Origin of the sequence: Archangium sp. (assembly GCF_036389735.1) — a bacterium.
GTDB lineage: Bacteria > Myxococcota > Myxococcia > Myxococcales > Myxococcaceae > Archangium.
Map to the genome: position 1 here is coordinate 1 of NZ_DASVWK010000096.1, position 7,339 is coordinate 7,339.

Sequence of the window (7,339 nt, forward strand, 5' to 3'; positions counted from 1 at the left end):
CCAGTGCCAGGGCCTCGTCTGGGAATAGAACATGTGCCGCGAGAGGTACTCGCGCAGCTCTCGCAACGCGGGCGTCTCCTTCCGCGTGTCTCCGCCCGTCTCCACCAGCCAGCGCGCGATGCGCGAGCGCGAGGCGCCCGCCGTCCAGAAGATGCCCAGGTCGAGCATGTGCGAGAGCACGAAGAAGCGGCTGTCCGCGATGGCCGCCGTGTACTTCTCGCGGATCATGTTGCGCATGATGTGCCAGTCCTGCCGCGTCGCCCGGTTCACCCGCTCGAGGTACTCCAGGTCCATCCCTCCGCCCCGCAGGTCCTGCTCGACGAGGTTGGCGATGTGCCACGAGCTCACCAGCGCCAGCGAGATGCCCTGGCTGTAGTAGGCGTCCACGATGGAGGCGGCGTCCCCCATCATCCCGTAGCGCCTGGCGCTCACGAAGGTGTCGGTCATGTACTGCACGTCGCGGTACATGCGGAACTCCAGCAGCCGCTCCTTCGACAGCGCCTTGCGCAGCGGAGGATGGCGGTTGAAGAGCTCCCACATCTGCTCCTGGGGAGTCGCGCCCGGCGGCGGCTTGCGCTGGTCGAACGTCGCCCCCACGCTGATGCGCCCCTTGGACAGGCGGATGACCCAGATCCAATAGCCCTCGCCCCACAGGTGCAGGGTGTGGAGATCTCGGGCCGTCTCGTCGCCATCCGCGTACCGGTACACCCACGGCTCACCGAAGAGCTCGTCCGTGATGCCATCGAACTGGCCCCACACGGCCGTCGTCTGGAAACCATCGTCCAGCTCGACGGTGTGCTTGCGCTTCTTGGCCAGCAGGCGGTTGCGGCCCGAGCAGTCCAGCACCCACCGGGCCCGCACCGTCCCCTCCTCCCGCGTGGCCTGACAGGCCCAGCGCACCTCGTGGGGGCGGCCGTCCTCCTCCTGGATGACCACGTCGCGGACCTTCACCGTGTCCAGGAAGCGCACGTTGGGGAAGGCCCGGAGGGACTCGCGCATCACGTCCTCCGCCTCGGGCCGGACGATCTGCACGTCCATGAGCGCGGCGCGGAAGAACCGCTTGTCCGGCGCCTGCTCGTACAGGTAGTGCGGTGGGTCGGCGTGGACGCCCCACTCGGACGTCGCCTCGAAGCGGGGGGAGTGCTCCAGGCCGTAGGTGAACCACACGCCGTGCTTGGGGAAGCACTCTCCGGCGAACGCATCCAGCCCGCCCACCGTACGCAGGAAGGGGTTGGTGAAGATGAGGAAGGACTCGCCCACCTTGAAGCTGCGTTTCTGTCCCCGCGCGTTGTCGAGCAGGGCTACCTGGAACCCCCGCTTCGCGTATTGCAGGGCATTGAAGAGCCCGACGATTCCCGCGCCGATGATGGCCACGTGCGTTCCCGCCGCCCCTTCCTCCCCCGAAGCAACCTGATCCTTCTCGTGCACCTTCGGCTCCTAGGACATGCCGTTTCTTGGAGGTGCAATGATACCCCCATTGGCGGTGCCGTCCCAGCGCCACCGCTGGCTGAGCCTGCCCGGCCTGCTCGAGGCGTCAGAGGCTCGCGAGGGCCACGCGGTAGAGCGCGCGGTAGCCCATCCGCGGGGCCGGCTCGAAGCGCTCGGCCGTGAAGATGTCCTCCAGCAGGCGGCGTCCGTCCTCGCTCTCGTGCAGTCCGAGCAGCGCGCGCTCCAGCAGCCCCACCAGCTCCGGTGCCACGCTCATGCCCACGGGCACCCCGTCGTTGGGCGACTCCTCCGTGTAGGCGATGAGCTCGTAGCCCTCCCGGTTTCCCGGCAGCACCACCTCCACGCCGTCCGCGAACGTCAGCCCCGTGGACTCCGGCGGACAGAAGATGCTCGCCACGTCCGCCGTTCCGTCCCGTACCGCCTCCAGCGCCGCCCGGTACGAGCCCGTGAACTGCTGCGAGGCGAACGTCCTCGCCGGCTCCAGCCCCCGGGCCTTCAGGGACGCCACCGGCAGCAGGTAGCCGGCCACCGAATCCCGGTCCACCCACGCCACGCGCGCGCCCTGGAGCTTGTCCACGGATAGCCCGGCACCCGCTCGCGCCACCAGCGCCGAGCGGTACGACGAGCGCCCCCGGCGTACCCCGCGCGCCAGCACCCGCACGCCCATCGCCTCCACCCGCGCGCACACGAAGGGCGGTGCCCACACCACCTCCGCTCGGCCCGCCAGCAGATCCTTCGCCAGCCCGTCGTAGCTGCTGGCGACGTTCACCTCCACCCGCCGACCCAGCGCCTGCCCGAAGTACGCGGCCAGCTGCTCGGCCCGCCCACGCGCCCGCTCACTCCCCAGCGACGGGGGCAGTCCGAAACGAAAGGAGATGCGTGACTGGGAAGGCGGGGGCATGGTCGGGAGCGGGTTCTCCTCCTACTACGCCTCTCGGTCCAAGCGCGCGACTTCGTCGTCCGCCAGCCCGAAGGTCGCCTGGAGCATGTTGAGGATGCGGTGCTCGTTCAAGCTCGGCTCCTGCCCACCCGCATGGGCGATCTTCGTCGCCAGCCGGTAGGCCTTCAGCCGCTGGGCGTGCGACGTCAGCCCGTGCGCCAGCACCTGCAAGCGCTGCGGCAGCCCCTCGGCGGCCAGCGCCGACACCGACTCGCTCACGAACGCCTGCGCCCGCTCCGGGCTCACGTTGTGGAAGAGCGGGTCCGACGCGAAGCTCTCCACCAGCGCCCGCGCCTCCGCCTCCTTCAGCCGCCCGTCCGCCGCGCTCACCAGCACCATCACCTCGGCGTACAGCCGCTCCAGCGGCTCGCCCAGCGCCTCCGCCAGGCTCCCGCCACCCTCGATGACGTCGATGATCTCCGCCACCTCGTCCTCGGAGATGCCCAGCGCCGCCTGGAACGTCTTGAGCAGCCCCAGCTCCGCGCGCGTCGCCCGGTGGTCCGAGAACGCCACGGCCGCCGCCAGCCCGAAGGCCAGCATCCGGTTCTTGTGATCCGGCAGCCGCGCCCGCAGCGACACCAGGATCTCCTCCAGGTCGTGCGCCTTGGACAGCCGCTGGGCGCTCAGTTCCACCAGCGCGTTGAGCTCCTCGGGCCTCGTCCCCTCGAACTCGGCGCGCTCGAGGACACGACGCAGCAGCGTCTGCATCTCCAGCTGAGACACCTGGCCATCCGCCATCGCGGCCAGCAGCATCACCTCCACCAGTGCCGCGTTCCGCTCCTTGCGAGCCTTCACTGCCTGCTCTCGTGGCATCCGCCAGCCCTCCCTTCGTTCTTGCTGCTGTCGAGTTGCGTGCCCTCGGGCTGCTTCTCCTCGGGCTTGCCATCGGAAAAGTCGAAGTTGAAGAGGCTCTTGTCCAGCAGGTGGCTCGGCCGCACGTTGCCCATGGCATTGAGCACGCTCTGGCGGACATTGGGAATGTCCTTGCCCAGCTCCTCCACCAGCTTCTTCATCCGCTTGCGCTGGAGGTTCTCCTGCGAGCCGCACAGGTCGCACGGGATGATGGGGAACTGCCGGAGCTCGGCGTAGGCGGCGATCTCCTTCTCCGGCGCGTAGCTCAGCGGGCGGATGACGGTGTTGCGCCCATCGTCGCTCTTGAGGATGGGCGGCATCGCCTTGAGCGAGCCGGCGAAGAAGAGGTTGAGCAGCAGGGTGTGGATGAGGTCATCCCGGTGGTGGCCGAGGGCAATCTTGGTGCAGCCCAGCTCCACCGCCGCCGTATAGAGGATGCCGCGCCGCAGCCGGGAGCACACGGTGCACTGGGTCTTTCCCGGGGGCGTCTTCTCGAGGACGACGGAGTAGGTGTCCTCCTTGAGCATCTTGTAGGCGAAGCCCTCGCTCTTGAACCAGTTCTCCAGCTTGTCGGCGGGGAAGCCGGGGTGGCCCTGATCCAGGTTCACCGCCAGCAGCTCGAACTTCACCGGGGCCCGGCGCTGGAGCTCCCGGAGAAGGTAGAGCATGGTGTACGAGTCCTTCCCACCCGACACGCCCACCATGATGCGGTCCCCCTCGGAGATGAGGTGGTAGTCCGCGATGGCCCGGCCCATGTGGCCGAGCAAGCTCTTTTCGAGGCGAAGGACTTCAGGATTCATGGCCGGTGTCATCCTAGCGGCGGCTTGGGAAAAAACACGCTACACGTACACACCCGGTCCGCTAGCCTGCTCTACGCGATGCCGACCTTCCCACAAGGTGCGCAGGATGTAGTGGATTCGCCGGGGGCCCAAGAGGCCGCTCGGAAGCTCGATGCTGCCCAGGAGCTGGCCGTGGACGTGGAGGCGGATGCCATGCACGCCTTCCGCGCCCGGCTGTGCTTCCTCCAGGTGGGCACCGATGAGGACGTCTTCCTCTTCGACACGCTCCAACCGGGGGTGGAGCCCACGCTGCTGGCGCCCGTCATGGAGGACCCCCAGCGGACCAAGTTCTTCCACGCCGCGTCCGGGGACCTGCCCTACCTCGCCGAGGCGGGCGTGCGGGTGCAGGGCCTCTTCGATACCCACCGGGCGGCCACGCTGCTCGGCTGGCCCAAGGTGGGGCTCGCGGACCTGGCGCGTGAACGGCTGGGTGTGGAGCTGCCGAAGGAGCACCAGCAGTCGGACTTCTCGCTGCGGCCGCTGCCGCCGGGGATGCGCGACTACATCGCCAACGATGTGCGCTACCTCGTGGAGCTGGGCCGTCAGGTGCGGGAGGAGTGCCGCAAGGCGGACATCCTCGAGGAGGTGCTGCTGGACTGTCAGCGCATGTGCGACGAGGCGGTGGCGCGACCGAACGTGGGCGCGGACTTCAAGCCCAAGCTGCCCAAGGTGGGGCTGACGCCAGCGCAGCTCTTCCTGGCCAACACCCTCGCCCAGGCCCTGCACCGCAAGCGGCTGGAGTGGGCCGAGGCGGAGAACGTGCCCATGGGGCGGATGCTCTCCAACATGGCGATCTCGGACATCGCCGTGAAGCCGCCGGGCAACCCGAAGGAGCTGGCGAGGGCCGCGGGGGTGCGCGGGGCCTTCGTGCGGGCGCACGGGGACGAGGTGCTGGCGCTCGTGCGCGAGCTGCTGGAGAAGTCGCGCCGGGGCGAGCTGAAGCCGGAGTCGGACGAGCAGAAGGGGCCCAGGGACAACAACCGGCGCAAGCGCGAGGACGCGCTGAAGGGCTGGCGCGCGGAGAAGGCGACGGCGCGCAAGGTGACGCCCTCGGTGGTGCTGCCCAACCCCGTCTTCGATGCGCTCCTGTCGCGCCCGCCGGCCAGCCTCGACGAGCTGCGGGCGGTGCCCTACATCGGCGAGAAGCGCGTCCAGTTGTACGGCGAGTCCCTGCTCGCGCTGCTCGCCCAGCACCCCGTGCAGGGCTGAGCCCCGGGATGGGCCCGGCGGGGGCACTCCCGGTCCCCGCCGCCCTCCTCAGCGCTTGAGCGCCAGCATCATCCCATCGCGCACGGTCAGCAGGGCCTTCTCGACCCGTGGGTCCGCGGCGACCTTCGCGTTGAAGGCCACGATGGCATGGTCATTCGGAGCCTTCGGGTCAAGCACCCGCCCGCTCCAGAGTGTGTTGTCCGCCACCAGCAGTCCACCTGTGCGCAACAGGGGGAGCACGGCATCGAAGTAGGCGCTGTAGTTCTCCTTGTCCGCGTCGATGAAGGCGAGGTCGAAGGGGCCCTGCAACTCCTTCAGGGTCTCCAAAGCCGGACCCATGCGCAGCGAAATCTTCCGCCCCTGTGGACTGCGCGCGAAGAAGTCGCGGGCCATGGCGGTGGCCTCGGGGTCGATGTCGCACGTGATGAGCTCGCCGTCATCCGGCAAGCCCTCGGCCATCATCAATGCCGAGTAGCCGGTGAAGGTGCCGAGCTCCAGCACGCGCCGTGCCCGCGTCATGCGCACCAACATCCGTAGGAACGTGCCCTCCAGGCGCCCCACTTGCATCTGGGCCGAGGCCATCCGTGCGTAGGTGGTTTGCCGGAGTTCCTCGAAGAGCGGGCTGGGAACCTCGGTGTGCTCCTGTGCGTACTTCTCAATCTCGGAGGGAACCAGGGTGCGTGTCATGGGGTCGATTTAACATGAGGCCGGTGGGTGATCGGTTCTGGTTGCGGCTGGGGGGAACGTGCGTAGGTTTCAAGCCGCTGTGGAGGTGGCGGGCATGTCTGGAGTGCGACTCGGTGGCGCGACAGCCGACATCCATCACTGCATCGCGGCGAGCCTGAACCTTCAGGCCGCGTGCGAGGCCGTGATGGTGCAGTTGGCGGAAAAAGGAATGCGCGCCGACAGCGAGCCCATGCGCCTGCTGCGGCAGTGCGCGGAGCTGTGCGAGCTGAACGCCCGTGCCCTCCAGAAGGACAGCCGGTTGTCCCGGCGCACGGCGACGCTGTGCTTCGAGCTGAGCAACCAGGTGGCTCGCGCCACGTGGTTGGATGGGGACCAGACCTCCACCACGCTGTCCCGGGAGGCGCTGCACCTGGCTCGGGCCTGCCGGCCACTGATCTTCACCTGACGAAGCAACCCTCCGTTCCGTTGAGCCGCGCGAGGAGAGCATGGCGGAGGGAGAGGACCTGCGGGAGGTGGTGCGGCGGCTGGAGGAGACGGTCTCCCGGCTGGAGGCGCGCCTCGAGCGCCTGGAGACGGCGGCCCCCGCGGTGGCGTCCCGGGGGCCTGATGCCCCGGTGCCCCCGCCCGAGCCGGCGGAGAAGAGGGACCTGGAGGCGCACCTCGGCACGTACTGGCTGAGCCGGGTGGGCATCGTGGCCCTCATCATCGGCTTCGCCTTCCTCATCATCTACCACTTCGGCGAGCTGGGCGTGCTGGTGCGGGTGGGGCTGGGCTACCTGCTGAGCGCGGGGCTGGCGGCGCTGGGCCTGTGGCTGTCGCGGCGCCACGAACTCTTCGGGCGCATCGTCTTCGGGGGAGGGCTCGCGCTCTCCTACTTCGTCACGTACGCGCTGCACTTCGTGCCGGCGGTGCGCGTCATCCCCAGCGAGCCGCTCGCGCTCGTGCTGCTGGCGCTCAACGTGGTGGGCATCGTCGTCATCGCCCAGCGGATGCACTCGGAGACGGTGGCGGGCATCGCGCTCTTCCTCGGGCTGCACACGGGGATGCTCAGCGACATCACCACCTTCACCCTGCTGTCCACCACGCTGCTGGCGGGCGGGGCCCTCTTCTTCCTGGTGAAGAACCGCTGGGTCATCGTCCCGCTGTCGAGCCTGGTGGCCGTCTACTCGACCCACGTCGTCTGGGCGATGCGCACGGAAGCCATCGCCCCGGGCCAGCCCGACAGCGAGCGGCTGACGCTGAGCCTGTCCTTCCTGGTGCTCTACTACCTGCTCTTCTCGGTGGCGCTGCTGGTGCACCCCCGCGAGCTGTCCCGGCGGGCGGCGCTCTCCTTCGCGCTGCTCAACTGGGTGGGGATGCTCGC

8 protein-coding genes are annotated in these 7,339 nt (G+C 69.0%); 3 read left to right on the plus strand and 5 right to left on the minus strand.

Annotated elements, in window-relative coordinates:
* The 4 genes from VF794_RS03780 to ttcA all read right to left on the minus strand — a co-directional run.
* Nucleotides 1–1,428 (minus strand): NAD(P)/FAD-dependent oxidoreductase (locus tag VF794_RS03780; RefSeq protein WP_331107793.1); only part of this gene is annotated, 1,428 nt, incomplete at its 3' end.
* Between the two features lie 106 nt (nt 1,429–1,534).
* Nucleotides 1,535–2,350 (minus strand): phosphate/phosphite/phosphonate ABC transporter substrate-binding protein, encoded by an 816-nt coding sequence (locus VF794_RS03785; protein ID WP_331107795.1) that lies wholly within the window; start codon nt 2,348–2,350, stop codon nt 1,535–1,537.
* 24 nt (nt 2,351–2,374) lie between these two features.
* The gene (locus VF794_RS03790) at nt 2,375–3,202 is read right to left on the minus strand and encodes a TerB family tellurite resistance protein (protein ID WP_331107797.1); all 828 of its coding nucleotides are present in this window, start codon (nt 3,200–3,202) and stop codon (nt 2,375–2,377) included.
* Nucleotides 3,181–4,053, minus strand: coding sequence for a tRNA 2-thiocytidine(32) synthetase TtcA (gene ttcA, locus VF794_RS03795; protein ID WP_331107799.1), 873 nt, complete (start codon nt 4,051–4,053; stop codon nt 3,181–3,183). Before ttcA ends, VF794_RS03790 begins: the two co-directional genes overlap by 22 nt.
* A 66-nt stretch (nt 4,054–4,119) precedes the next feature.
* Here ttcA and VF794_RS03800 point away from each other — a divergent pair, with 66 nt between their 5' ends.
* Nucleotides 4,120–5,289, plus strand: coding sequence for a ribonuclease D (locus VF794_RS03800; protein WP_331107801.1), 1,170 nt, complete (start codon nt 4,120–4,122; stop codon nt 5,287–5,289).
* 48 nt (nt 5,290–5,337) lie between these two features.
* Here VF794_RS03800 and VF794_RS03805 read toward each other — a convergent pair whose 3' ends face one another.
* Nucleotides 5,338–5,976: an O-methyltransferase gene (locus VF794_RS03805; protein WP_331107803.1), complete on the minus strand. Its 639-nt coding sequence runs from the start codon at nt 5,974–5,976 to the stop codon at nt 5,338–5,340.
* A 94-nt stretch (nt 5,977–6,070) separates the two neighbouring features.
* On the opposite strand from VF794_RS03805, the gene VF794_RS03810 reads away from it, so the two are divergent.
* Both VF794_RS03810 and VF794_RS03815 read left to right on the plus strand, forming a co-directional pair.
* On the plus strand, nt 6,071–6,421 hold the full coding sequence (locus tag VF794_RS03810) for a hypothetical protein (protein ID WP_331107805.1): 351 nt from the start codon (nt 6,071–6,073) through the stop codon (nt 6,419–6,421).
* Between the two features lie 40 nt (nt 6,422–6,461).
* The coding region (locus VF794_RS03815) for a DUF2339 domain-containing protein (protein ID WP_331107808.1) at nt 6,462–7,339 on the plus strand (878 nt) is incomplete at its 3' end.